Annotated in this window: 22 protein-coding genes; 10 read left to right on the top strand and 12 right to left on the bottom strand. The window is 34.4% G+C overall.

The window, feature by feature from the left end; genetic code table 11:
- Positions 1-84: 84 nt before the first annotated feature.
- The 8 genes from Q0F04_RS07510 to Q0F04_RS07475 all read right to left on the bottom strand — a co-directional run bounded on the left by Q0F04_RS07510 (position 85) and on the right by Q0F04_RS07475 (position 8,181).
- Positions 85-744 (bottom strand): HAD family phosphatase, encoded by a 660-nt coding sequence (locus Q0F04_RS07510; protein WP_295751908.1) that lies wholly within the window; start codon positions 742-744, stop codon positions 85-87.
- Positions 728-1,807 (bottom strand): SIS domain-containing protein, encoded by a 1,080-nt coding sequence (locus tag Q0F04_RS07505; protein ID WP_295751905.1) that lies wholly within the window; start codon positions 1,805-1,807, stop codon positions 728-730. The genes Q0F04_RS07510 and Q0F04_RS07505 overlap by 17 nt, the downstream gene beginning before the upstream one ends.
- A gap of 56 nt (positions 1,808-1,863) precedes the next feature.
- Positions 1,864-2,862 (bottom strand): SIS domain-containing protein, encoded by a 999-nt coding sequence (locus Q0F04_RS07500; RefSeq protein ID WP_199519604.1) that lies wholly within the window; start codon positions 2,860-2,862, stop codon positions 1,864-1,866.
- Between the two features lie 29 nt (positions 2,863-2,891).
- Complete coding sequence (locus tag Q0F04_RS07495) at positions 2,892-3,710, bottom strand: PTS system mannose/fructose/sorbose family transporter subunit IID (protein WP_295751902.1); 819 nt, start codon at positions 3,708-3,710, stop codon at positions 2,892-2,894.
- Positions 3,697-4,473, bottom strand: coding sequence for a PTS sugar transporter subunit IIC (locus Q0F04_RS07490; RefSeq protein WP_295564638.1), 777 nt, complete (start codon positions 4,471-4,473; stop codon positions 3,697-3,699). The genes Q0F04_RS07495 and Q0F04_RS07490 overlap by 14 nt, the downstream gene beginning before the upstream one ends.
- A gap of 10 nt (positions 4,474-4,483) precedes the next feature.
- Positions 4,484-4,951, bottom strand: coding sequence for a PTS sugar transporter subunit IIB (locus tag Q0F04_RS07485; RefSeq protein WP_117570874.1), 468 nt, complete (start codon positions 4,949-4,951; stop codon positions 4,484-4,486).
- Positions 4,952-4,966: 15 nt separating this feature from the next.
- Entirely contained in the window at positions 4,967-5,380 is a 414-nt protein-coding gene (locus tag Q0F04_RS07480) for a hypothetical protein (RefSeq protein ID WP_295751899.1), read from the bottom strand.
- Between the two features lie 101 nt (positions 5,381-5,481).
- Positions 5,482-8,181: a sigma 54-interacting transcriptional regulator gene (locus Q0F04_RS07475; RefSeq protein WP_295751896.1), complete on the bottom strand. Its 2,700-nt coding sequence runs from the start codon at positions 8,179-8,181 to the stop codon at positions 5,482-5,484.
- A 53-nt stretch (positions 8,182-8,234) separates the two neighbouring features.
- Here Q0F04_RS07475 and Q0F04_RS07470 point away from each other — a divergent pair, with 53 nt between their 5' ends.
- Positions 8,235-9,461: a LacI family DNA-binding transcriptional regulator gene (locus tag Q0F04_RS07470; RefSeq protein WP_295751893.1), complete on the top strand. Its 1,227-nt coding sequence runs from the start codon at positions 8,235-8,237 to the stop codon at positions 9,459-9,461.
- A 95-nt stretch (positions 9,462-9,556) separates the two neighbouring features.
- Here the strand turns inward: Q0F04_RS07470 and Q0F04_RS07465 are convergent, their stop codons facing one another.
- The 3 genes from Q0F04_RS07465 to Q0F04_RS07455 form a co-directional block, all read right to left on the bottom strand.
- Positions 9,557-10,909 (bottom strand): MATE family efflux transporter, encoded by a 1,353-nt coding sequence (locus Q0F04_RS07465; RefSeq protein ID WP_295751890.1) that lies wholly within the window; start codon positions 10,907-10,909, stop codon positions 9,557-9,559.
- A gap of 85 nt (positions 10,910-10,994) precedes the next feature.
- Complete coding sequence (locus Q0F04_RS07460) at positions 10,995-11,741, bottom strand: ZIP family metal transporter (RefSeq protein ID WP_295751887.1); 747 nt, start codon at positions 11,739-11,741, stop codon at positions 10,995-10,997.
- Between the two features lie 43 nt (positions 11,742-11,784).
- On the bottom strand, positions 11,785-12,957 hold the full coding sequence (locus Q0F04_RS07455) for a M15 family metallopeptidase (RefSeq protein WP_295751885.1): 1,173 nt from the start codon (positions 12,955-12,957) through the stop codon (positions 11,785-11,787).
- A 126-nt stretch (positions 12,958-13,083) separates the two neighbouring features.
- Here Q0F04_RS07455 and Q0F04_RS07450 point away from each other — a divergent pair, with 126 nt between their 5' ends.
- From Q0F04_RS07450 to Q0F04_RS07410, 9 genes are all read left to right on the top strand, one after another.
- On the top strand, positions 13,084-14,208 hold the full coding sequence (locus Q0F04_RS07450; protein ID WP_295751883.1) for an amidohydrolase: 1,125 nt from the start codon (positions 13,084-13,086) through the stop codon (positions 14,206-14,208).
- Positions 14,208-15,329, top strand: coding sequence for an amidohydrolase (locus Q0F04_RS07445; RefSeq protein ID WP_295751881.1), 1,122 nt, complete (start codon positions 14,208-14,210; stop codon positions 15,327-15,329). The genes Q0F04_RS07450 and Q0F04_RS07445 overlap by 1 nt, the downstream gene beginning before the upstream one ends.
- Positions 15,329-16,453, top strand: a complete 1,125-nt coding sequence (locus Q0F04_RS07440) for an amidohydrolase (RefSeq protein ID WP_295751878.1) — start codon at positions 15,329-15,331, stop codon at positions 16,451-16,453. Before Q0F04_RS07445 ends, Q0F04_RS07440 begins: the two co-directional genes overlap by 1 nt.
- A complete protein-coding gene (locus tag Q0F04_RS07435) occupies positions 16,453-17,574 on the top strand; it encodes an amidohydrolase (RefSeq protein WP_295751875.1) in 1,122 nt (373 codons plus the stop codon). Before Q0F04_RS07440 ends, Q0F04_RS07435 begins: the two co-directional genes overlap by 1 nt.
- A gap of 45 nt (positions 17,575-17,619) precedes the next feature.
- Positions 17,620-18,804, top strand: a complete 1,185-nt coding sequence (locus Q0F04_RS07430) for an aspartate kinase (protein ID WP_295751872.1) — start codon at positions 17,620-17,622, stop codon at positions 18,802-18,804.
- A complete protein-coding gene (locus tag Q0F04_RS07425; RefSeq protein WP_295751869.1) occupies positions 18,804-20,138 on the top strand; it encodes an RsmB/NOP family class I SAM-dependent RNA methyltransferase in 1,335 nt (444 codons plus the stop codon). The genes Q0F04_RS07430 and Q0F04_RS07425 overlap by 1 nt, the downstream gene beginning before the upstream one ends.
- The gene (locus Q0F04_RS07420) at positions 20,135-20,818 is read left to right on the top strand and encodes a pseudouridine synthase (RefSeq protein WP_295751867.1); all 684 of its coding nucleotides are present in this window, start codon (positions 20,135-20,137) and stop codon (positions 20,816-20,818) included. The genes Q0F04_RS07425 and Q0F04_RS07420 overlap by 4 nt, the downstream gene beginning before the upstream one ends.
- Positions 20,819-20,894: 76 nt before the next feature.
- The gene (locus tag Q0F04_RS07415) at positions 20,895-21,428 is read left to right on the top strand and encodes a V4R domain-containing protein (RefSeq protein ID WP_295751864.1); all 534 of its coding nucleotides are present in this window, start codon (positions 20,895-20,897) and stop codon (positions 21,426-21,428) included.
- Positions 21,429-21,431: 3 nt separating this feature from the next.
- Entirely contained in the window at positions 21,432-22,619 is a 1,188-nt protein-coding gene (locus Q0F04_RS07410; RefSeq protein WP_295751862.1) for a diguanylate cyclase, read from the top strand.
- A 76-nt stretch (positions 22,620-22,695) separates the two neighbouring features.
- On the opposite strand, the gene Q0F04_RS07405 is transcribed toward Q0F04_RS07410, so the two are convergent.
- A complete protein-coding gene (locus tag Q0F04_RS07405) occupies positions 22,696-23,298 on the bottom strand; it encodes a group II intron maturase-specific domain-containing protein (protein ID WP_295751859.1) in 603 nt (200 codons plus the stop codon).
- Positions 23,299-23,391: the final 93 nt, after the last annotated feature.

The following is a 23,391-nucleotide window of genomic DNA, read 5'->3' as shown; positions in this document are numbered from 1 at the left end:
GTCTCTAAAATAAAACAGTTGATAATCACTGATTTGGATTATCAACTATAAGCACGACTGCCTGTCGTACAAAAAGAAGCAACTTTACATTGCTTCTAATATATCTATAACCCTTTTCAAATTTTCACATTGAAGTTCAACATATTTCATGTCTTCCTCATTAAATTGTACTTGATCTGGAATCCAAATTCTATGCATATTCGCATTATATGCAGCACGAATTCCATTCTTACTATCTTCAAGTACTAAACAATTCTCTGGCTTAACTCCCATTTCCTTTGCACAAGCCAAAAATAAATCGGGTGCAGGTTTTGAAGCATATGCATCTTGAGATGAAAGCATCAAATCCGCCTGAAAATCAAATCCACAATTATTCACTAAACGTTTAATGTGCGGAACACTTGAGCTTGACGCAATGCAAATATTATAATGATTCGTTTTTAAATAATCATGCAATTCTTTCAAACCATATTTATTGGCAGACCCTGGAATCGCAAAGCGTTTCTCATAATAAGAAACAAATTTGTCATCGGCAATTTTTAACATATCCTCTAACCATGGATAATCCTTATGGTAAATTGAATAATCGAAATGACTAGTTCCAAGCATGCCAAGAAAATATTCTCTTGGAAAGTAATGATCGTGTTTTTTACAAATTTCTTCAAACACATCGATATATAGAGTTTCCGTATCAAACATCAACCCGTCCATATCAAAAATAACAGTATTAATCGTCTCCATCATAATTCACAAAATTCTCCGTTTTTGCGGCCGCGATAGCCTTAAATTCTTTTAATAATGGGTGTTGATAAATAGAATGTAAATCGTTTGAAATAATAAAGCTTAGTAATTGTACAAATGGTAGATATACAAGTGGGCATAATTCACTTGATACAGTATCACTCAACCTTAAAACATGATCATCCCCCAATAATTGAGGATTGTTTGAAATTAAATAAGCTCGATTGCTGACTTTACGCGTAGCCTTATATACTTGTTCTACACGATGACTTGCTCCATCGTTTCCATCAAAGAAAATCACATTGTATTGTGGTGTTAATTGAAGATTCGGTCCATGAATATACTCTTCAATTTCGTAGCAGCAACTTGGAATATGAATGGTTTCACCCATTTTTAATGCACTTTCAAGTGCCGTTCCATAATTGGCGCCAGCTCCACAACTGTAAACCCAAGACATAGATGAGAAATTCTTGTAATGTTTTTGAATAAAGCTTGTTGCCTTATCAATCATTTCTTCATTTAAATCTACGGCTTTCTTTAACTCTTCTAAATATTCAGTTTTACCCGAATACGCAATTGCGAATAAATCTAAGAATAACGCAAGTGAGGAAACACCCTTTGTGACATAGCCAACTAATTCTTCGCCAACACCATATTCAATCACAACATCCGCAACATCTTTTACATCGCTGTTTTTATTTCCTGTTAAACAAATAGCTCTATATTGTTTTTTCTTGATGATTTTTAATGCTTCAATCGCATTTGTACTTAAACCACTCTGTGTAACCACTAAAACTAAGTCGTTTTCTTGAACATCATTTTCATAATACGTAAATGTATATGGAGTAATGATTTTTACTTCTAAACCACTTACTTTTTCCACAAAACTTCTAGCACAATAACAAGCATTATGACTCGATCCAGAAGCAACAAGTAAAATACGTTTGATTTCTTTTTGTTGCACTTCCTTCATTAATGGTTCAACCAATGTAGTGTATTGTTCAATATTTGTTCTTAATACGCCCGGTGTTTCTTTAACATAATCCAACATTGTTAATTTTTCCATATGTACCTCCCTTAAAATAAACCTATAAAAGGTGGAATGGCTCCACCTTTATATTTTTAGTATTCTAATCTTCTGTAGTAACGACGGATTTCCATTGGGTGACGAGTTTCGATTTCCATGTGAACGTCAATTCTGTTGTTTACAGCGTGCATTACGTGGTGAGATAAGTGTTTACGATATTTTTCACTAATTCCCTTTAATTCATAATCTTTAGAGTCAATGATTGTGTAGTTTTCACAAATTCTTGGAATAAAGTTAGCTACACGTTCAGACAATGGACGTTGAGCATCTTCACCGATATAGATTGTAACTGGAGTTTCTTTAGTTACGATTTCAAACATACCGTGGAAGAATTCGTTTGATGAGATTGATTTAGTTTTTAACCATAATTGTTCTTCCCAATAGCACATTGCGTATGAGTAAGTAGCTCCCCATTGATTTCCAGCACCTACAAAGTAGTGCATTTCATCATTCCAGTGTTTTTTAGCAAATTCTACTGCGAATGGTTCAGCTTTCTTTTCAACTTCTACTAAAGCTTGTGCCAAATATTTGTCAAATTCTGCATACATATCTTCGTAGTCTTCGAATTCACCATTGTTGAACATGAAGCGGTCAGCAACCATGAAGAACTTTAATTGTTCGTTCATTGGGTAAGAGATCTTGTAGTCTCCTAAGTCTAATAAGATAGCTTCTTTAGCATCAACAAATGAGATAACTGTAGCGCCAACTTCTGCTTTGATTTTTTTAATAGCTTCAACAACTTCTTTTGTGTTTCCAGTTACAGAAGAGATAATAACAACTGTATCTTTAGTAATACGTTTGTTTCCTGTAGTTAAGTATTCAGCAGCATTTTCTGCCCAAGTTTCAATAGCACTCATCTCTTTCATGTGTACTGTAGCCTGCATAGCACTTGCCCAAGTACCACCAACACCTAACCAGCAGATGTTTGAATATCCACGTTCGCAGATTTCATCAACGATTTCGTTGATTTGAGGGCGTAGAGCCAATGCTCCATTTACGCTATCGATTTTTTCTTGTTCGTTAAATTTAATCATTTTCTTTTCCTCCATTTATTTAAATTTTATTAACAACCTAAGATACCAAAGAATGATCCGACCAATCCGATCACAACACAGATTAACAATAATGTAGTTGTCTTAATATTTTTCTTTTTCAATAAGTAGTAAACCAATAATGTGAATAATAATGGCATTAAACCAGGCATGATATTATTGAATACATCATTTAATGTAGTTGCTTCATCACCAGAACCAAATGCCAATGGGAAGTTGATTGAAACGTTTTCAGCTGTCATACCACCAACAACCATCAATCCTAAAACGCTTGCTGCATAAGTAAGTTTTGACATCAATCCATTTTCCTGGATCTTAGCCAAGAATCCACTACCTAATTTATAACCAGCGTTCATTAAGTAATAACGTAATCCTTGAGCAGGAATATTGAAGATCAATAAGAATAAGATAGGTCCTAAGATATTTCCTTGATTCGCTAATGATAGACCAACACCAGTAGCAATGATACGTAATGTTCCCCAGATGAATGAGTCACCAATACCTGCTAAAGGTCCCATCAATGAAACTTTTACACTGTTGATACTTTCTGTATCGAAATCAGGATCATTTGCGTTACTTTCTTCCATAGCAGCACTGATACCTAGAATCAAAGTTGACAATTGAGGTGTTGTATTGAAGAATTCCAAGTGACGTTGCATAGCTGCAATTTGGTCTTCTTTATTTGAATATAATTTTTTGATGACTGGTAACATACAGTAGCAGTATGCCATGTTCATCTGTCTTTCATAGTTCCAGTCCCATTCCATTCCGAATGAACGCCAGAATACTTGATTTAATTCTTTTTTTGTTAATTTATTAGAAGTCGTCATCTTCGTCTAATCCTCCTTCTGTAGCTGTTTGAGCTGAATTGCTACGTAATTGAGTTAATACGATGGCAATGATAGCTCCAAAAATTGCAATTGCAGTTACTGGAATTCCTAAGTATACGCTTAATGCGAATCCTAAGAAGAAGAAACATGCAACTTCTTTGTCCATAATCATCATCAACAATAAACCAAATCCAATTGCAGGTAATAAGCCCATTGTGATTTGTAAACCATTTGAGATCCATTCAGGAATTACATTTAATAAAGCCTGTACAGCAGGTCCACCTGCATAGTAACCACACGCTACGATAACACCGATAATTAAGTTAACACCGAAGAATCCACCTAAGAAGTGCATTCTTGCAACTCCTGCCATATTTCCTTCAGCTGCATATTTATCTGCTTTGTGAACAAATGGAGGTAGAATGAATACCATTCCAACGTTCTTTGCGATTAAAACCAATGAAGCAACTGGTAAACCAACAGTCAATGCTGTTTCTGGTCCAGCTCCTGTAGTAATTGTGAAAGCTGTTCCTAATACTGTTCCTGAAATCATTTCAGGTGGAATACTAGCTCCGATTGAGAAAGCTCCCATAAATGCTAATTCTAATGTTGCACCTAAAGTAACACCTGTTTGGATATCACCTAGTACAACACCTGTTAAAGCTCCCATAACCAATGGTCTTGACAACAAACTTGTACCGAACAAATATTCAGCATTTCCAAGCATTGCTACCAAACCAAGTAAAATTGCTTGTAGTAACATATTTCTCCTCCTATAAAACTTTTTCTACGTTTACTGGACTATCTTCTGGAACCATCTGAATTGTCACATCCACACCTGATTCACATAATCCTTTTAAAATTGTTTCTTCTGCTGGAGTAATATTCATTGCCTTTGAAATATTACGAGTTTCAGCAGTCGCCTTAGTACCACCAAGATTTAATTTTTTGATGTTGCACTCTTTACACAATCTTTCAGCATCCTTAATAGATTCAACTACAGTCAATAATTTATATTTGTCTGTAACACCACTGTTGATTGCATTTACTGCATCATCCATATTTTTAATAACTAATTTAACACCACTTGGTTTTGCCAACTTAATTGATGTTTTTCTTAAATCATCTTTCATAACTGCATCGCACGCAATTAAGATACAATCGGCTTCAACTGCATTTTTCCAAGAAAAAGCAACTTGACCATGTAACAATCTGTGATCCACTCTTAATAATTTGATCATTTTTTTCTCCTCCTATTAGAAATCTTCATCATCTTCGCTTGTCATACCATTCATAACAGTCATTCCCTCTTTAGCTGCTTCGATCAAATCGTTCGCATCTGCTAATTCAAGATTACCGCCCAAGCTTTTCATTACTGCATCTAATGCCAATCCCATGTTCATTCCTGAGAAAACCATTACATTATCTAATACTGCAAGTTTAGATAAAGCTGTGTGAACACTTCCGCCTTTGATATCACACAAAATTAAGATTTGTTCTTCACTCTCTTTTGCTTCTTTCAAAACTTCTTGATAAAAGTCTTCAGGATTTTGTCCAGGAAGCAAGCTATATGTTTCTACATCCTTAGCTAAATCTCCAACAATCATAGAAACTGAATCTTTCATTCCTTTAGATAATCCTCCATGTGAGGCAAATATTACTCTACTCATTTATCTTTCTCCTTTCTGTATTACGTCGTTCACTTATATACAAGCAAATATTGTGCCATAGAAAAATAATATAAAAATAAAGATGAGTTCCCTCATCTTTACTAGTTATTCTTCACATAATTATAAATATGGATCATTTCCTCTGTAGGAATATCTACACCATAGAAATCCTCTACTTGCTTAAATGCCTTCTTAACATAGTCCACAAAATCTTTGTGTTCATTTAAGAAATCTAAGCTTGGATCGTATTCTGCATTTCTTGAAACTACAAGTCTTTCAATCAAGCAACAAATATGTACGTACAATCCAAAACATGTACGATTGCTGAAACGAACCCCAACATACTTTTGTAGAACATCAATCGCATTGGCAACCTGCTCTAATAGTTTTGTCGGATTTAATATTGTTAGTGCATTCATAATATTGCTCAATGAGAAGTTATGCAGAATATTCTTATCAAACTGAGTTAACTGCTCATCATCCATATAGTCTTTGAAGTATTGATTGAAATCTCCAAATGTATCTTCAATAATCAAATCTTCAATACCTACAAATGGAATGTCCTCCATATTTGGATCTAACGTTCCAAGTACACATAAAACATCATGTTCTTCAAACACATTATTCTTTTTACCTAATTCAATCAATTCCGAATAATTCAACGTCTTCACATCTAAATTGATTCCATCTGGAAAAGATTGCTCCAACATCGACTTTAATTTCTTGGCCGTACCCAATCCACTTGCGCAAGAACATAGAATGACTGGTTGTTTTTGTTGGTGCTTTTCAATATGATACGCAAAATTGACACGGAAGGCATCAATCGTTTTTTGTAGTATACTCTCCATTTCTACATTATTACGAATGCCATTTCCAATTTCTAATGCGATTGGAGTACTCACATTGTTGATAATTCCAATATTCGCATTCTCTATATGCAATCCTTTATAAATATCTTCCAAGCTTCCCATATCTACTAATAGATATAATTCTTTGACCTTACCAATACGATCCAAATAACGATTCAACTTCTCAATCATTGTAGCCGTATCAATATATAAAGGCATATCTAGCGCATCAAATATATATTGTCCTAAGAAACGATTGGCTGCATCCGCAATACTAGAAGCCGTAGAAAAACCATGTGATAGTACAACGGCTGCTTTTTGAGAAAGCCTTGAATCCTTTTGGACATTATAAACATAGAAAATAAATGTACATATAATAATGGAATACATATCCATTTCTAGATAGGACTTTAAATATGTACAGATTTCTAAAGAGACATTCGTCGCTCTAAAGAATTCTTCCTGCAACATTTGATATAAATCATCACATTCTTCTTCATGCTTTAAAAACCAGCTTCTTAAATCATGATACTCATGATGAATCTCATCTAAATAAGAAGCGATAGCTAATGTTTCATTATTTGTGATTTTTAATCCATAACGAGATTCAATCAAATTAAAGATATGCTGCACACCACGATTATAATAATCAACCTGACTCGATTCTTTCTTTCTAAAGATCAAATTATCAAAATATTTTTGAACATAATTCTTTTCTTTTGCCATAAAATCCGACAAACTTGTATGTTCCTCTTTATATTTTCTAAAACAAGCCAATAAACTATCATTCAATTGAAGAATTTCTTTTGTGCCATTATAGTACCCCTGCAAATCATCTACATAGATATATTCATCATCATCTAAAACTGTTTTTTGATTCGCATAGACCTGTTGTAAAAGATCTTTAGGCAAACTATCCAAGTGAATCACTAATTCATCATTGACTTTATCAAATAAAGAGTTGATACAACAAGACTGCACGCTACTCTTTAATTGACCAATGTTACCTGGCATCTTGCTTTGCAGCAAGGCATTATATACTTTACTACTCATCTTGATCTGACAACCTAAACGTTTTTCTTCCTGACTAAAAATGTCATGCAACAACTCAATACGCTCTTGCGTACCTCTTTGTTCAAGACTAGGAATCGTAATGGTCATCGGAATACGTCGCATCAATGTTTTTAATAAAACCTTGTCCGGATTTTCTGTTGTCGCAAACACAATACGAACATTGGACTTATACCACTTTTCATTATCTCCCACACGATGGTAAATACCTTGATCCATAAACAAGAATAATTTTTCCTGGCATTCGGCCTTTAATTCATGCACCTCATCCAAAAATAAAACGCCATTATCAGCTAACGCAATCAAACCCTCATTATCTTTTTCAGCACCTGTAAAAGCACCTTTGACATGACCAAATAGATTGGCTGTTAATAATTCAGGATTGTTCGCATATTCACTACAGTTCACCTGCACAAATTGTCCATCTTTGGCGATAACCCCATGGTTTCTTGCCCACTCATACGTCAACTTTGCAATTAAAGACTTACCCGTTCCCGTAGGCCCATATAGTAACATAGGCAACCCGTTAGGAGGATATGAAATAGTAGCTTTACATTGTTTAACAGTTTGAGCCAAAGAATGATTCATACCCACTAGTTTTTCAAAATCCTTCTTTTCCTGATTTGACAACAAATCATCTATACTCGCATATATACTATCTTTAAAAGGAATTCCCTTTTCTTTTAAATATTCAACCGAAATGAAACAAAACGGTTTCGATTCAATGCGAACCAATTTGTGTTCTTTTACTAATTTATTTAATACAACAGACACCTGTGAGCGGCTGATCTTTAAATTCTCACTAATCAAGGCAACTGTTGTTTGATCAAAATCACTATTATTACAACATGCCAAAATATATGCCAATATTTTTTCTATCATGTTACCCCTCCACTTTTTTGAATTATTATACCATAATATGTTATAACATACATATGAAACAAGACTTGATTTATACACACACCTACAAACAGACACTCCATATGACAACAGGTTTAAAGTCACATCTAGAAATATTAAGTAAAGATAGACAATCCTTATCGGACCTTTTATATAATGTCAGTCAAAATAATCCTTTTTTAGAATACACTCCAAGCCAAGATATCCAACAATATCTTGAAGCTGGTATTTCAAATAAGCCAAGTCTAAAGGATGAGTTATATCTGCAGCTGCATACAAGCACTAAAAAATACAATGAAACCATTGCCAATTATATTATTGAATCTTTAGATAGTCATGGCTTCTTTGATCAAGACATCCAAACTGTCCTATCGGACTTAAAATGTACTAAAACACAATTTGAAGAAACACTCTCTTTCATTCAAACCTTTGAACCCATTGGTGTGGCCGCTAAAAATAGTATTGATTCTTTAATGATTCAATTAAAAGAAAAAGGCTATACAATCGCCTACACAATTTTAAAGGATCATTCCAAAGAACTTGAAGAAAAAGATTTCTATACAATTTCTGAATCTTTAGATATACCTTATGAATCTGTATTCGATGAATTAGCTCACATGCAAGAGTGCAATCCCTTTCCATGCAGTGAATATGACACAGAAAGTACGACAAATTTAGCTTTACCTGAATTCACAATTGAAATTGTAGAGGATCAATTAAAAATCATTCCTAAAGAAATGGGCAATCTATCCCTTCATTGTGAAGAAGTAAAATTGTCAAAAGAAGCTAAAAAATATTTAAATGAAGCTAAGTTTTATATTGACAGTATCAACCGTCGAAATAAAACGATCCTTCTACTCGCAAATATATTGATTACGCATCAAAAGAATTACTTTCTATTTCAAGATGATTTAAAAGAATGCACACTTAAAGAAATTGCGCAAGAATCTGGCTACTCGATTTCAACTGTTTCTAGAACTTTGAGTGATAAATATTATGAATTTAATGATCATATGTATCCAGTCAAAGATCTATTTATTTCAAAGACACACAAAGGAAGCAGTAAAGACTCTATTCAAAACGCCATTCAATTATTAATTGAAGTGGAAGATAAAGAAAATCCTCTACAAGATGAAGAAATTGTAGAGGAATTAGAAAATATGGAACTCTACGCATCAAGAAGAACCATATCTAAATATCGAAAGGAATTAAACATTCCGAATTCGAAACAAAGAAAAAAACAAGCTATACACATGGGTTAATATATTTCCCATGTTTTTTCTTCTCTATGCAATACTATCTTTTATACCCTTTATACCCACTACCCATTTTATAAGGGGTATAAAAAAGGAGACGATCAATAAATATCGCCTCGTACTAGTTTCTTTGAATATATATGATAATACCCCATTAATAGTGCTGCATTTACGATCCATGTTAGTGGCCAACCTAAGAATACAGTAATTAATTCTGAACTAAATTGTGTTGCCACAAATAAATAGACTTGTCTTAAAATAACGAAACACAAAATCATAGAATACATTGGAATCTTCGATAAGCCTACTCCTCTTAATGCACCTGCCGTAATATGGGATAAAGGAAGGAAGATATATCCTGGCGCAAAGACAGAAATCATAGTCACACCAGCTACAATTACATCTTTATCTTGTGAGAACAACCCAACTAAGAATTCTCCATTTGTATAAATTAAGAAAGCTCCTAATGCGATGATAACTTCACACATCAATAATGTTGTATATAAGCCTTTTCTTACACGCTTATAGTTTTGAGCTCCATAGTTCTGTCCCACAAATGTTGTGATGGCCATTGAGAAACTTTGAATTGGAAGCTGCAAGAAACCATCTAATTTCGTTGTTGTACTATAGCCTGCAACTGCAGCCGATCCAAATCTAGAAATATACGATTGGACAATTACGTTTGAAAAGGAAACAATACTATTTTGTAGTGCTGCCGGAATACCAATCGAAATAATTCTTGATAGAATTGGCTTACAAAAACGAATCTTAGAAATATATACCTTATAATCTTTATCTGTATGCATTAACTCGCGCATAACTAGAATGGCTGAAACGAGCTGTGCCAAAGTTGTCGCAATACCAACGCCGGCAACGCCTAAATGAAAGTAGATCACAAACACAAAGTCTAATACTATATTAACTAAACTCGATACAACTAAATAGATCAATGGATTTTTACTATCACCCAAAGCTCTTAATATTCCAGCTCCCATATTATAAATTAACGAAAAGGAAACACCCGCAAAATAGATTTGCAGATAAATTACAGCTAAAGGCAAAACTTCTTTAGGAGAACCAATCATCACTAAGATGGGTTTAGATAGAGCAATACCTAATATGGTGAATAAAACACATAAAACTAAAGTTAAAGCTAAAGATGTATGGATGGAATCCTGCATCTTTTTTGTTTCTTTAGCCCCAAAATATTGTGCAATCACAACACCAGCACCCGTAGATAATCCCATAAAGAAGCCAACTAACATATTAATAATAGAAGTAGATTGTCCTACAGCTGCTAGGGCATGTGAACTGACAAAGTTACCTACCACATACGAATCGACTGTATTGTATAATTGTTGAAATAAATTTCCTACAAGTAATGGTAAAGAAAAAATCAAAATCGACTTCCATATACTTCCCTTTAATAAATCTGTACTTTCCAACGCCTTCACCCTTCCCAAAAGAAAATGCAGAATTCCAATTGGTCTTCTACATTATGTAAAATAATTTTAACTCTTTTCTGAAAAAAATGAAAGCTTATCCTAAAACTACATCCAATATCATCATGATACAAAATCCAAATAAGAAAGAAAGCGTTGGAAGGTTCGAGTGTTTTCCTTGTGCCATTTCAGGAACAAGCTCTTCAACCACCACAAACAACATAGCGCCTGCCGCAAAACTTAAACACAAAGGTAGACATTGTAAGATCCAATTTGAAAATAAAATAGTGATATAGCCAAATATAGGTTCGACAATACCCGATAATGAACCAATCAAAAACGCCTTATGTTTTGAATATCCATTACTCTTTAAGGGCAATGATAAAATAGCGCCTTCGGGAAAATTTTGTATCGCAATCCCAATCGATAAAGCTAAGGCTGAAAAAAGATTTCCTGTTTGAATCGCTTGTGCAAGTACAATACCTACGGCCATGCCTTCTGGAATATTATGCAAAGTAACCGCAAAAACTAGTTTTGTCGTTTTCTTAAGATGCGACTCTTTTCCCTCCTCATCATTTGTTCCAGGATGCATGTGAGGCACGATACAATCTAAGAAAAGTAGTAATAAAGCTCCTAAAAAGATACCAAGTACAATAACCAAGATATTCTTTTCTTGTTCCATCGCTGGAATCAATAAGGACCAAATACTTGCAGCCACCATAACGCCTGAGGCAATACCAGAAAAGCATCGTGATAAGAGTTCATTATTTTTATTTTCCATAAAATACACAACGGCTGAACCTAGTGTTGTACCAAAAAAAGGAATTAGTAATCCTAACCACATAATTATCACCCATAGTTAGTTTAAACTAATTCCTTTATATTCGTCAATTCAAACGCAAATTGTATGTAAATCCATGATGCTCAATATAATCTTCTAAGATCCATCCCTTATCATGAATTTCTTTAGCTGCTTCTTTTCCTACATATCTAAAGTGCCATGGCTCATTGGTAGCTCCTGTACGGTCTCCTGCATTTTCTGGAAAACGTAAAATGAATCCATATTTATAGGCATTTTGTTCAACCCAATCATAGTCTGGGGTTTCACCAAATGTTCCATACGTTCCATCCAATACACTTTGACTTGTTAGATCCACGCTCAATCCACATTGGTGTTCACTTGATCCTGGAATCGAAACTAAACTTGCCGCATAGGCTGCATCATACATCGCAAAATACTCATTGTATACAGCTAATTGTGTTTCATAAGAACGATATGAACTCTTGACCGCAATACTATAGCCTTGTTTCAAGCCATCCTTATACATTTTTTCTAATGCGCTTGCCGCTTCATCTCTCATTTGTCCAACTTCTGTTTCATAAGGAATATTCACATCTCTTAGATCCTTAGGCACATAATCGCTTGGAACACTAAATCCATTCTTAATTAGAATCAATGTATCCTCTGGATTTTCAATCGTATAAGAACGACTATCTTTTTTACTTGAATCAATACCTGGATAAGATACTTGTAGCACAGCCTTTAATGGGCTTAACCCAGAAGCCACATATTCTTTGATGTCTGTAATTTGTGCCCCTTTAATAGCTAAATATTTCTTTGCCTTTTTATAAGGTACATTGGCTGAAATCAATGTATCTAAATTAGAAATGGTATATATATCTGAATTTTTAAATAGAATATCGGATGTATATCCTAAATAATTTAAATCTTCCATTCTTTCATAGTAAGAATCAATATAATACACTACTTTTTTTACACTCTTTTTTGAAGCCCTGTAATATTCATCATACAACAAGTAATGTGCATCATTCTTTACTTTATCCCACTTTGAAATATCAATAATTTGATCATAATCCAAAATGTCTTTGATGTCTTCCTTCTCTAATTTTAAAACAACCTTTTTATCTTCTTTGTGGTATCCTTTAATACTCAAGCGAATACTTGTAAAATTCGCAATCAATAATGCGATACAAATAACTGGAATCATCACAACAATTGCGATTCTCTTCGTATTTACTTTTCTCTTTTTCTTTGCCATAAACTCACCCAAATCATTATATAGAATAAGAACGTGAAAGACAAATGAGTTTCATTTACAAATTATTTTCATATTATATGTAATATTTTTCATTACGTGATACAATAGTTTCTAGAGGTGATATAAATGTTATTTAGAAACGCAACCATTTATACTATGGAGCAAGCACCCTTTGTAGGTGATTTTAAAATTGAAAAAGGTGTATTTACACAAGTAGGAAAAAATCTAACACCCAATGTTGGTGAAGATGTACAAGACCTTTCAGGTCTATATGTTTTCCCTGGTTTAGTGGAAAGCCATTGCCATCTAGGTATGGAAGAAACTGCCATTCGTTTTGAAGGGAATGACGTCAATGAAATCACAGATCCAATCACGCCAAATATGCGAGGAATTGACGGATGTAATCCAATGGATGAAACAGTAGAACTTGCATTAAAAGGTGGAGTTACCACTGTAGCTGCAGGGCCTGGTAGTGCCAACGTTCTTGGTGGAACTTTCTTTGCGTATAAGACAAAAGGAAATTGTATTGATGAAATGAGTATTCAAAATCCAATTGCGATGAAGGCAGCCTTTGGTGAAAATCCTAAGCGTTGTTATCAGGGAAAGAAAATTGATACGCGTATGCAGATCAGTGCATTATTAAGAGAAACTCTAGCTAAAACTAAAGAATATATGTTAAAGAAAGAATCTGGTAAAGATGTAGATTATGATCAAAAGTTAGAAGCCATGATTCCAGTTATCAAAAAAGAATTGCCATTGAAGTGCCATGCTCATAGAGCGGATGATATTTTAACAGTCATTCGTATTGCGAAAGAATATGACATTGAAGTCACTTTAGATCATGCCACAGACGCAAGATGCATTGTCGAACAGATCAAAGAAAGTGGATTCCCATGTATTTGTGGACCTAGTTTTGGTCATAAGACAAAATTTGAATTGAAATCCAAATCCTTTAAAACGCCTGGCGTATTAAATAAAGCTGGAATCCTAGTTTCCATCACAACTGATTCTCCAGTTATTCCAGAACAATACTTATCTTTGTGTGCAGCTCTTGCCGCTAAAGCAGGTATGGATGAATATGAAGCGATCAAGGCCATCACAATTAATCCAGCTAAGATTTTACATTTAGATGATCGAATTGGTTCAATCAAAGAAGGTAAAGATGCTGACTTTGTGATTTGTACAAAGAACATTCTAGATACGACAAATGAAATCAAATCTGTCTATATCGATGGAAAGAAGGCTGTGTAATGTTATTTAAGAACGCGACTATTTATACCATGGAAGAAGAACCTTTTATTGGTGATTTTCGAGTTGATAAAGGTGTATTTACTGAAGTTGGTAAAGATTTAAGTCCAAACGATGAAGAAGTACAAGATTTAAGTGGTCTTTATGTCTTCCCTGGCCTTATTGATGCCCACAGCCATTTAGGTATGGTATGTTCTTCCATTGGTTTTGAAGGTGAGGATGGAAATGAAGTCACAGATCCAGTCACACCAAATATTCGTGGAATTGATGGATGTAATCCAATGGATGAAACGATTGAATTGGCATTAAAAAGTGGAGTGACTACCGTTGCTGCAGGACCAGGTAGTGCTAATGTGATTGGTGGAACTTTCTTTGCGTATAAGACAGCTGGTAACTGCATTGATGAAATGACCATTCAAAATCCTTTAGCTATGAAAGCCGCATTTGGTGAAAACCCTAAGCGTTGCTACAAAGGAAAGAAAATTGATACACGTATGCAGATCAGTGCATTGCTAAGAGAAACTCTAGCTAAGACTAAAGAATACATTCAGAAAAAAGAATCCGGTAAAGATGTAGATTATGATCAAAAGCTAGAAGCGATGATTCCGGTTATTAAAAAAGAAATGCCATTAAAGTGCCATTGTCATAGAGCCGATGATATTTTAACCGTGATTCGTATTGCGAAAGAATATGACATTGAAGTGACATTAGATCATGTAACAGATGGAAGAAGTATTATTCCACAAATTAAAGAGAGTGGTTTTCCATGTATTCTAGGTCCTTGTTTGGGTCATAAATCAAAATATGAAGTTAAAAACATGTCTTTTGAAACGGCCAATGAATTCTATAAAGCCGGTATTCTATTTTCTATTATTACAGACTCTCCTGTAGTACCTGAACAATACTTATCATTAAGTGCAGCTCTAGCCGCAAAGGCAGGTCTTCCAGAATATGAAGCCATTAAGGCCATCACAATCAATCCAGCTAAAATTTTAAAGCTAGATGATCGCATTGGATCTATTAAAACTGGTAAGGATGCAGACTTTGTGATTTGCACAAAGAATATTTTAGATACACAAAATGAAATTAAAGACGTTTATGTCAATGGAAAGAAGGAAGCATAATGTTATTTAAGAACGCAACAATTTATACAATGGAACAAGATCCATTTGTAGGTGATTTTAAAATTGATAAAGGTGTATTTACACAAGTAGGAAAAGATCTAACACCTAATGAAGGTGAAGATGTACAAGACCTTTCAGGTCTATATGTATTTCCTGGTTTAGTGGAAAGCCATTGCCATCTAGGTATGGAAGAAACAGCCATTCGTTTTGAAGGAGATGACGTCAATGAAATCACAGATCCAATCACACCGAATATGCGTGGAATTGATGGATGTAATCCAATGGATGAAACGATTGAATCTGCATTAAAAGGTGGAGTTACTACAGTTGCTGCAGGACCTGGTAGTGCCAATGTGATTGGTGGAACTTTCTTTGCGTATAAAACCGTAGGTAACTGTATTGATGAAATGAGCATTCAAAATCCTTTGGCTATGAAGGCTGCATTTGGAGAAAATCCTAAGCGTTGTTATCAGGGAAAGAAAATTGATACGCGTATGCAGATCAGTGCATTACTAAGAGAAACATTAGAGAAGACAAAGGAATACATAAAGAAAAAGGAATTAGGTAAAGATGTAGCTTATGATCAAAAGTTAGAAGCTATGATTCCGGTTGTCAAAAGAGAAATTCCATTGAAGTGTCATGCACATAGAACGGATGATATTTTAACAGTGATTCGCATTGCGAAAGAATATGATATTAAAGTCACATTAGATCATGTTACAGATGCTCGTTGTATCATTCCTCAAATCAAAGAAAGTGGATTCCCATGTATTTGTGGACCTGCCTTAACACACAAATCTAAATTTGAACTTGCCAACATGTCTTTTGAAACACCAAACGAACTTTATAAAGCAGGCATCTTATTCTCAATCATTACAGACTCTCCTGTAGTGCCTCAACAATATCTTTCTTTAAGTGCTGCTCTAGCCGCAAAAGCAGGACTTCCAGAATATGAAGCCATTAAGGCCATCACAATCAATCCAGCTAAAATCTTAGGTTTAGATAATCGTGTAGGTTCAATCAAAGAAGGTAAAGATGCTGATTTTGTCGTTTGTACAAAGAACATTCTAGATACGACAAATGAAATTACGGCAGTATATGTAGATGGAAAGAAGGCTGCTTAATGATTTTTAAAAACGCCACTATTTATACCATGGAAGAAGATCCTTTTATCGGGGATTTTCGAGTTAATAAAGGTGTATTTACAGAGATTGGTAAGAATTTAGAACCCAAAGATGAAGATGTTCAAGATCTTACAGGATTCAATGTATATCCCGGCATGGTAGAAGCCCATTGTCATTTGGGTATGGAAGAAACGGCCATTGGTTTTGAAGGAAATGATTTAAATGAAATCACAAATCCAATCACTCCAAATATGCGTGGTATTGATGGTTGTAACCCAATGGATGAAACCGTACAAACGGCATTAGAAGCTGGCATCACAACGGTAGCTGCAGGTCCTGGTAGTGCCAATGTGATTGGCGGAACATTTTTTGCGTATAAGACAAAAGGAAATTGTATTGATGAAATGACAATTCAAAATCCAATTGCAATGAAGGCGGCTTTTGGTGAAAACCCAAAGAATTGCTATAAGGATAAGAAAATTGATACGCGTATGCAGATCAGTGCACTACTTAGAGAAACATTGGAAAAGACAAAGGAATACATGTTAAAAAAAGAATCTGGTAAAGATGTAGATTATGATCAAAAGCTAGAAGCAATGATTCCAGTCATCAAAAAAGAGATTCCATTAAAGTGTCATGCGCATAGAGCCGATGATATGTTAACGGCAATTCGAATCGCCAAAGAATATGATATCGAAATCACACTTGATCATGCGACTGATTCAAGAGTGATTTTAGATCAAATCAAAGAGAGTGGTTTTCCATGTATTTGTGGACCAAGTCTTTGTCATAAAGACAAGTTTGAATGTGCCAACGATTCGTTTGAAACCCCAAATAAGATGTATGAAAAAGGCATCTTATTTGCGATCACAACCGATTCCCCATTCAATCCCCAACAATATCTACCATTAAATGCAGCCCTAGCACATAAGGCAGGACTACCAGAACTAGAAGCTATTAAGGCTATCACAATCAATCCAGCTAAGATCTTACATTTAGAGAACAGATTAGGTTCAATCAAAGAAGGCAAAGATGCTGACTTTATTATTTGTACAAAAAGTTTGATTGATTTGAATAATACAATAAAAAATGTATATATTAATGGAACAAAAGCTGTCTAAGACAGCTTTTTATATGTTAAAATAGTGTGGTTGGAGAAAAAGATTATGAATATAGTTGAAAAATATGGTGGAACCAGCGTTGGAACCATTGAACAGATTCAGGCTATTGCACTTCATGCTAAACACATGAAAGAACAAGGTCACAATCTAGTCATTGTTGCGAGTGCCATGGGAAAAACCACAAATAAATTAATAGAATTAGCTCATAGTGTCACAAACAATCCAAACAAGCGAGAATTGGATAGTTTATTATCTACGGGTGAGCAACAAACAATTACACTTCTTGCGATTGCGATGAATTCAATAGGTGTGGATGCGATCAGCTTAACTGGCTATCAAGCCGGTTTTCTAACAAGTAAACACCATTCTCGTGCTTTGATCAAAGATATTGATACAACTACAATTCAAGTTCATTTAGATCAAGGAAAAGTTGTTGTTGTAGCCGGCTTTCAAGGCGCTACTGAATATGGAGACATCACTACTTTAGGTCGTGGTGGAAGTGATACAACAGCGGTTGCGATTGCCGCAAAACTTGGTTATCAATGCCACATTTTTACCGATGTAGATGGAGTCTATACAATTGACCCAAGGTTATATACACGTGCTAAAAAGCTAAAATCCATTTCTTATGAAGAAATGATGCAGATGGCCTGTTTAGGAGCTGGAGTATTAGAAACTCGAAGTGTCGAACTTGCTAGTAAATATAATGTACCCCTTTTCTTAGGAAAAGCTTTGGAAACAGATTTAGAGAAAGGAACTTGGATTATGCATAAAGAATTAGAAGATATGCCAATTACAGGTTTAAGTGTAAAAGACGACTATGCGATCATGCGCTTTATGCACTTACCTAATGATGGTGTTTATTTAGGAAAACTATTTAAGATGATTTCCGATTTAAATATCAACCTAGATACAATTTCACAACAATTAGATGACGAAGGCCTTGCCAACTTTACTTTATATTGTTCTGAAGAACAAAGTAATCAAATCATGGAACATGCCTCAAAAGAATATCCTGTACATCAAATGCTTGGATACATTAAATTGTCTTTAGTAGGTCTTGGTATTTCTACACATTCAGGTATTGCCAGTAAAGTATTAAACATCCTAAGTGAAAATGGCATTAAGTATTATATGATTACTTCTAGTGAAATCTCTATTTCACTAACAATTGAAAAGAAAGATAAGGTTAAAGCGGTTCAAGCTCTTGGAAAGGCATTTGATCTATAATGGAACTTCCAGTTAAATTTAAGGAACAAATGAAAGAACTTCTTCAAGAAGAATACGAGGATTATCTAAATAGTTTTGAACATGAAAGATATTATGGTTTAAGAGTTAATACACTAAAGATTTCTGTTGAAGAATTCTTAAAGATTTCCCCTTTTAAACTAGAACCCATTCCATGGACAAATGATGGCTTCTATTATTCAAGTGAAGATAAACCTAGTAAACACCCCTACTATTATGCAGGCCTTTACTATCTTCAAGAACCCAGTGCTATGTTACCAGCACAAGTTCTTCCTGTAGACGACAATGATATTGTATTAGATACGTGTGCAGCTCCTGGCGGAAAGAGCACAAAGCTTGCAACAAAACTCAATCATACTGGACTTTTAATTTCAAATGATATAAGTTCTTCAAGATGCCAAGGCCTCTTAAAAAACATCGAATTATTTGGTTGTGACAATGCTTGGGTTACCAGTGAAGATTTGACAAACATGGAACAACATTATCCTGAAACATTTGATAAGATTCTAGTGGATGCCCCATGTAGTGGTGAGGGCATGTTTCGCAAAGAGCCAGACTTAATTAAAAGTTGGATTGAAAAGGATGATACATTCTATCCGCCTATTCAAAAAAACATTTTAAATGCTGCTATATCTATGTTGAAGCCAGGTGGATCTATCGTATATTCCACTTGTACTTTTTCGATTCACGAAAATGAAGAAGTTATTCAAGATGTATTAGACAAACATCCAGACTTACATCTTGCTCCTATTAATAAAATCTATGGTATGATGCCAGGCATAAACATGGAGGAATGCGTTCGTTTATATCCACATAAAATCAAGGGAGAAGGTCACTTTGTAGCTTTACTTGTCAAAGATGGAGAAACAAAACATAAAAAAATAAGACTGGAGCCAAGCGATAAGCTTGATGATTGTGTTACTGATTTTTTACGATTGGTTAAATTAAATAAGGGTACCATTAAAATCAAAAAGGACAAGGTCATCTGGTTAAGCAGTGATTTTCAAGCTTATAAAGGCTATCGCGTACTAAGATCTGGCTTATTATTAGGTCAACTCAAAGGTAAACATTTTGAACCCAGCCAAAGTCTTGCCCTTGCCCTTTGTCCTGAACAATTTAAAAATGTATTAAACTTTTCCATTGAAGATGAGCGTGTTATTAAATACTTAAAAGGTGAAACTCTAGATGTGAAAGATTTGGATTCAAAAACATCTGGATGGATACTTGTTTGCGTAAATAACTTCCCTTTAGGCTTTGCGAAACTTTCTAAAGGCTCATTAAAAAATAAATATGCGAAAGGATGGCGTTATCAATGAGACTTGACAAATATTTATCTCATATGGGATTTGGCACAAGAAACGATGTAAAAAAATTAATAAAAAACGGCTGGGTTACCATTAATGATGAAACCATAAAAAAGGCAGACTATAACGTAAAAGAAAATGATCGTGTTTGTGTGGATGATGAACCTGTAAGCTATGTAGAATACGAATACTATATTTTAAATAAGCCTCAAGGCTATGTGAGCGCCACTGAAGATATGGTCTATCCTACAGTCATGGAACTTGTCCAAAGCCAAAGACACGATTTGTATCCAGTGGGAAGACTTGACGTAGATACAGAAGGCTTGTTACTCATCAGCAACGATGGTAAATTAACGCATGAAGTATTATCTCCTAAAAAACATGTAGATAAAAAATATTATGTTGAATTTGATGGGACTTTACCAGAAAATGCCGTAGACTTCTTTAATCAGCCTATGGAATTTGAAGAGTTTACTTCAGCCCCTTCAAAACTAGAAATATTAGATACAAATAAAGCCTATCTAACGATTCATGAAGGAAAATTCCATCAAGTCAAAAGAATGTTTGAAAAGGCAAACTGCACTGTTACCTATCTTCAACGCATTGAATTTGGTCCTTTAAAACTAAATGATTTACCATTAGGTGAATTTAGAACGTTAACCCAAGAAGAATTAGATGCATTAAAAAATTAAATTCATAGGTCCGCACTTTCTGTGGACCTTTTCTTGTGTTAGAATAGGATTGATACCTTAAGAAAGGAATTTTTTTATGGACAATATTTTTTTAAAAGATCAAAAACCAGAAACACTCGATTCTTTTTTAAGTTACAGTGAAGCTGGAAGAGACAATTTAGGAAATACGATTCCAGTTGCGGTTTATCGTATGTTGGAATATTCATTAAAACTAGAATTAGTGAATCGCTTAGGAAAAGAACAACAAGTCGAAATCTTCAGAAATGCCGGACGAATGGCTGGAGAGTATTTTGCGAAACACTTTTTAAATTTAAATCAGCCTTTAGATACATTTGTATCCCATCTTCAAAATACTCTAGAACAATTTAAAATCGGTATTTTACGCATTGAAAGTATTGATGAAGAAACCGGAAGAATCATTTTAACCGTATCTGAAGATGCCGATTGTTCTGGATTACCAGTACTGGGTGAAACTGTATGTAATTATGATGAAGGGTTTATTTCTGGTATCCTCTCATTATATTCAAACAAACACTATGAAGCTGTGGAAGTGGATTGTTGGGCCACTGGCGATCGTGTTTGTCGTTTCCATGTCAATATCAAGAAATAATATATGTCTAATGAAAATTGTGAAATACTCTTTGATTATTTAAGAAGTATTTTGTATGATTCAACCCCAACACAAATCGATGTACACTCCTTAGATGAAGACTTTCAAAAACTAGGTATGGGACTGCAATATTTAGATCATGCGATTCAAGAAATGAAACAATGTTCAACAGCATTAGCGAAAGGAAATCTTTCTGAATTCAACCCTTCAAGAGATAATTTCTTATGTGCGAATCTAAAGAATATTCATGCAAATCTAGAACATTTAACTTGGCAGGCTAAACAAGTGGCCAAAGGAGATTATTCCCAACACGTTTCGTATTTAGGTGAATTCTCTAAATCTTTTAACAGTATGACAAAACAGTTAAAAGAACGGGAGAAGCAATTAAAATCAGAAGCTGAATTAGAAAAGAAACATGCAGAAACTGTCAATAAGTATAATCAATTATTATTAGAACTCATTCGTCAAAGTAACGATGATGTATTAATTACAGATATTGATCAATCTACAATATTATATTCAAGCCACAACAAAGTTCGTGTAGAACAAGAGAATGAAATCTTATATTATTTTTACAAAAATATAAATAATCCTTGTGAATGGAACATGAAAGATAAAGACAATCGATACTATCATATTGTCACCATTAATATGGAATGGCAGGATAAATTATCTTTTGCGCACTTCATTCATGATGTCACACAAGAAAAGAAAGAGCAGGATTGCCTGCGTCAACAAGCACATATTGATGCACTAACACAAGTTGGAAATCGTTATTATTTCCAAGATGAAATGCAACGATTTTCAGATTGTAAAACATCGGCTACATTGTGCTATTGCGACCTAGATCACTTAAAATATGTCAATGACAACTATGGACATGATAAGGGTGACACATATATTTGTGATTTTGTCAAAATCTTAAAATCAAACATTCGCGAAGATGATATCATTGCTCGTTTAGGAGGAGATGAATTCTGTATTCTATTTAAAAATGGATCTATTGATTCCATAAATCAGAAAATGGAATTTATCAACAAAGAATTTTCCGAACAAGCCAATGAATATCCGCAAAGCTTTAGTTATGGAACTATCTATATTGATGAAAATGAAGATACTTCTCTACTTAAAATCCTACAAATCGCCGACCAAAGAATGTATGCACAAAAGCGAAATAGGGTAGAGGGATAAAATTATCGCCCCTCCCATTGAACCGTACGTACGGGTCTCGTATACGGCTCTACATTTATATCGAAACTATAACGAATCACAAAATCTCAAGATAGTAAATAAGGGGATTGACCAAACCTGGCCTATCTCCTTTCTTTATGCCTAAAACAATGGGAGAAAGAAGAAAATTCACAATATTCCCAGTACTTCTCCTATACCATCCAAGTCTAGAGTTAGCACATTTAAATATATCATCATGCGTGAATTTACATCTACATGCAATATTTAGTTTCATAAGATTCTTGTATATAGTCCTTGGTCTTTTCCATTGTTTAATGATAATACATCTCACTTTATGGCGTAACCATTGACCAAATTCTTCCAAGAACACTTTGATACTTGAAATTTTAAAGTATTGTATCCAACCTCTAATCATTTGATTCAATTTCTCAAATGTAACTGAAAGTGGTCTTGAAACTGCGTGTTTTCTTTCCAAATATTTTTGGATATTTGAGTAAAGACGCTTCTTCCTATCTTTAGTAGGAGCACATTTCCATACTGTTTTAGCTTTGTAAAATGTAAAACCAAGAAATTGACCTTTAGTTGGTCTAACCACTCTAGTTTTTGTTGCATTAACCTTCAAGAATAGTTTTCTTTCTAGCCACGATGTCACTGATTTCATTACACGGTTTGCACTCATTTCGCTTTTAACGAAAATGATACAATCGTCGGCACTATGCCGATTTCGGAATAGTGCCGACTATACCGAAGTTGAAACTATGCCGAAACTTTC

Source organism: uncultured Holdemanella sp., from assembly GCF_934772795.1.
In the GTDB taxonomy this organism is placed as follows: Bacteria; Bacillota_I; Bacilli_A; order Erysipelotrichales; family Erysipelotrichaceae; genus Holdemanella.
The sequence above is the reverse complement of the archived record's forward strand: the minus strand, read 5'-3'. Positions and strand labels throughout refer to the sequence as shown.

What these genes read in the sequence shown, in the direction of transcription:
- Q0F04_RS07510 (WP_295751908.1), bottom strand. Translation starts at nt 744, where the DNA reads ATGATGGAGACGATTAATACTGTTATTTTTGATATGGACGGGTTGATG.
- Q0F04_RS07505 (WP_295751905.1), bottom strand. Translation starts at nt 1,807, where the DNA reads ATGGAAAAATTAACAATGTTGGATTATGTTAAAGAAACACCGGGCGTA.
- Q0F04_RS07500 (WP_199519604.1), bottom strand. Translation starts at nt 2,862, where the DNA reads ATGATTAAATTTAACGAACAAGAAAAAATCGATAGCGTAAATGGAGCA.
- Q0F04_RS07495 (WP_295751902.1), bottom strand. Translation starts at nt 3,710, where the DNA reads ATGACGACTTCTAATAAATTAACAAAAAAAGAATTAAATCAAGTATTC.
- Q0F04_RS07490 (WP_295564638.1), bottom strand. Translation starts at nt 4,473, where the DNA reads ATGTTACTACAAGCAATTTTACTTGGTTTGGTAGCAATGCTTGGAAAT.
- Q0F04_RS07485 (WP_117570874.1), bottom strand. Translation starts at nt 4,951, where the DNA reads ATGATCAAATTATTAAGAGTGGATCACAGATTGTTACATGGTCAAGTT.
- Q0F04_RS07480 (WP_295751899.1), bottom strand. Translation starts at nt 5,380, where the DNA reads ATGAGTAGAGTAATATTTGCCTCACATGGAGGATTATCTAAAGGAATG.
- Q0F04_RS07475 (WP_295751896.1), bottom strand. Translation starts at nt 8,181, where the DNA reads ATGATAGAAAAAATATTGGCATATATTTTGGCATGTTGTAATAATAGT.
- Q0F04_RS07470 (WP_295751893.1), top strand. Translation starts at nt 8,235, where the DNA reads ATGAAACAAGACTTGATTTATACACACACCTACAAACAGACACTCCAT.
- Q0F04_RS07460 (WP_295751887.1), bottom strand. Translation starts at nt 11,741, where the DNA reads ATGTGGTTAGGATTACTAATTCCTTTTTTTGGTACAACACTAGGTTCA.
- Q0F04_RS07455 (WP_295751885.1), bottom strand. Translation starts at nt 12,957, where the DNA reads ATGGCAAAGAAAAAGAGAAAAGTAAATACGAAGAGAATCGCAATTGTT.
- Q0F04_RS07450 (WP_295751883.1), top strand. Translation starts at nt 13,084, where the DNA reads ATGTTATTTAGAAACGCAACCATTTATACTATGGAGCAAGCACCCTTT.
- Q0F04_RS07445 (WP_295751881.1), top strand. Translation starts at nt 14,208, where the DNA reads ATGTTATTTAAGAACGCGACTATTTATACCATGGAAGAAGAACCTTTT.
- Q0F04_RS07440 (WP_295751878.1), top strand. Translation starts at nt 15,329, where the DNA reads ATGTTATTTAAGAACGCAACAATTTATACAATGGAACAAGATCCATTT.
- Q0F04_RS07435 (WP_295751875.1), top strand. Translation starts at nt 16,453, where the DNA reads ATGATTTTTAAAAACGCCACTATTTATACCATGGAAGAAGATCCTTTT.
- Q0F04_RS07430 (WP_295751872.1), top strand. Translation starts at nt 17,620, where the DNA reads ATGAATATAGTTGAAAAATATGGTGGAACCAGCGTTGGAACCATTGAA.
- Q0F04_RS07425 (WP_295751869.1), top strand. Translation starts at nt 18,804, where the DNA reads ATGGAACTTCCAGTTAAATTTAAGGAACAAATGAAAGAACTTCTTCAA.
- Q0F04_RS07420 (WP_295751867.1), top strand. Translation starts at nt 20,135, where the DNA reads ATGAGACTTGACAAATATTTATCTCATATGGGATTTGGCACAAGAAAC.
- Q0F04_RS07415 (WP_295751864.1), top strand. Translation starts at nt 20,895, where the DNA reads ATGGACAATATTTTTTTAAAAGATCAAAAACCAGAAACACTCGATTCT.
- Q0F04_RS07410 (WP_295751862.1), top strand. Translation starts at nt 21,432, where the DNA reads ATGTCTAATGAAAATTGTGAAATACTCTTTGATTATTTAAGAAGTATT.
- Q0F04_RS07405 (WP_295751859.1), bottom strand. Translation starts at nt 23,298, where the DNA reads ATGAGTGCAAACCGTGTAATGAAATCAGTGACATCGTGGCTAGAAAGA.